Genomic DNA, 1,554 nt, shown 5'->3' on the forward strand with positions numbered 1-1,554 from the left:
GAGCGGTCTGTTCCTGAAAGATGCGCCATGGCAAAAGCTACCACGGCAGTCTAACGTGAGGAATCCCCGACGGGGTTTTCAGACGGTCTGTAGGATTTCCGCAACAACAGAAAGCTGCCTCGAAATAGCTTGCGAATCGCATAAGTCCATGCTTATGTGCTCGCGTGATCGAGAATGACTTCTTCCGAGCTTTGGCAGACCCCACCCGCCGTGCGATCTTTGAGAAGCTGGCGGCAGGGAGCATGAACGCTAGTGCCTTGCGCGAGGGCATGGAGATTAGCCAGCCGGCGATGTCGCAACACCTCGCAGTTCTGCGCAGTGCAAAGCTCGTGAGGGAAGAACGACAGGGGCGTTTCGTGAATTACGAAGTCGATCCCGATGGGTTGGCTCTCATCGCCCAGTGGCTCGCAAAATACCGCGCCTATTGGCCGGAGCGTATCGCAGCACTCAAAGTCTTGCTGAAGGACATGGATCAATGAACGAAGGGAAGACCAAGGAGCAGGATAGCGGCGTCGAGTTGGAGTTTGACTTGGGCGATCCGCCGCAAAAGGTCTGGCGTGCTGTCACAATTCCCGAACTTCGGGAAAGGCCGTCACCCCCGGCCAGGCAGTTCGCTACAAGCTGCGTGACGATAACCCGCCTTTCCTTGAAAGCACCGTGACGTTCACGATCACCCCGAATGCCACTGGCGGCACTTGCCTTCGGATCGTGCACGAACTGACGGACGCAAGATTCGATGGAATGGCAAGAGCGCCGGCGAACAGCAACAGCCCGCCCCTCATGCTCGCCGCCTGACACGGCGAGCCTCCCCCTTAAATTTTGAAAGTCTGGAGGTCGCCGATGCGCGAAGCGATGCAACTCGTCCCTATGGTCATAGAACAGTCCAGCCGGGGGGAGCGATCCTTTGATATCTATTCCCGGCTTCTGCGCGAGCGGATTATCTTCCTCAATGGCGAGGTGAACGATACCGTTTCGGCGCTCGTCTGCGCGCAACTGCTGTTTCTGGAAGCGGAAAACCCCAAAAAGCCCATCAACCTCTATATCAATTCGCCGGGCGGCGTCGTGACCAGCGGCCTGGCCATGTACGACACCATGCGCTTCATCCGTGCGCCGGTTCATACACTTTGCATGGGGACGGCCCGTTCAATGGGATCGTTCCTGCTGATGGCAGGCGAACCCGGCGAAAGGGCCGCATTGCCCAATGCCAGTATCCTCATTCACCAGCCCTCCGGCGGCTTTCAAGGGCAGGCTTCCGACATGCTGATTCATGCCGAGGAAATTTTAAAGACCAAGCAACGCATGACGCGGCTCTACGCGGAGCATTGCGGACGTTCCTACGGAGACTTTGAGCGCGGGATGGATCGCGACCGCTTCATGACGGCGGAGGAAGCGCTTGAATGGGGTCTTATCGACCGTATTCTGAAGGTTCGGGAAGACACGAGCAGCCTATAAGCCTTGCCGCAAAAGATGGGGTAATCGGCCGGCCGTGCCCCGCTCTCAGGTCTTTGGGTGCTGCGCTTCAGGCTGATGGTAAAACGGGGTCTACGTAACATA

Annotated in this window: 2 protein-coding genes and 1 pseudogene; all 3 read left to right on the forward strand. The window is 57.6% G+C overall.

The window, feature by feature from the left end; all coding sequences use genetic code 11:
- Positions 1-164 precede the first annotated feature (164 nt).
- The 3 genes and pseudogenes from BSG20_RS35265 (at position 165) to BSG20_RS35275 (ending at position 1,452) form a co-directional block, all read left to right on the forward strand.
- Positions 165-479, forward strand: coding sequence for an ArsR/SmtB family transcription factor (locus BSG20_RS35265; RefSeq protein ID WP_007628095.1), 315 nt, complete (start codon positions 165-167; stop codon positions 477-479).
- A pseudogene (locus BSG20_RS38325) lies at positions 476-795 on the forward strand (SRPBCC family protein). Before BSG20_RS35265 ends, BSG20_RS38325 begins: the two are co-directional and overlap by 4 nt.
- Before the next feature lie 45 nt (positions 796-840).
- Positions 841-1,452 carry an ATP-dependent Clp protease proteolytic subunit gene (locus BSG20_RS35275; RefSeq protein WP_093042008.1) on the forward strand — a complete coding sequence of 204 codons (612 nt, stop codon included), beginning with the start codon at positions 841-843 and terminating at the stop codon, positions 1,450-1,452.
- The last annotated feature ends 102 nt before the right edge of the window (positions 1,453-1,554 follow it).

Source organism: Rhizobium tibeticum (assembly GCF_900110205.1).
GTDB lineage: Bacteria > Pseudomonadota > Alphaproteobacteria > Rhizobiales > Rhizobiaceae > Rhizobium > Rhizobium tibeticum.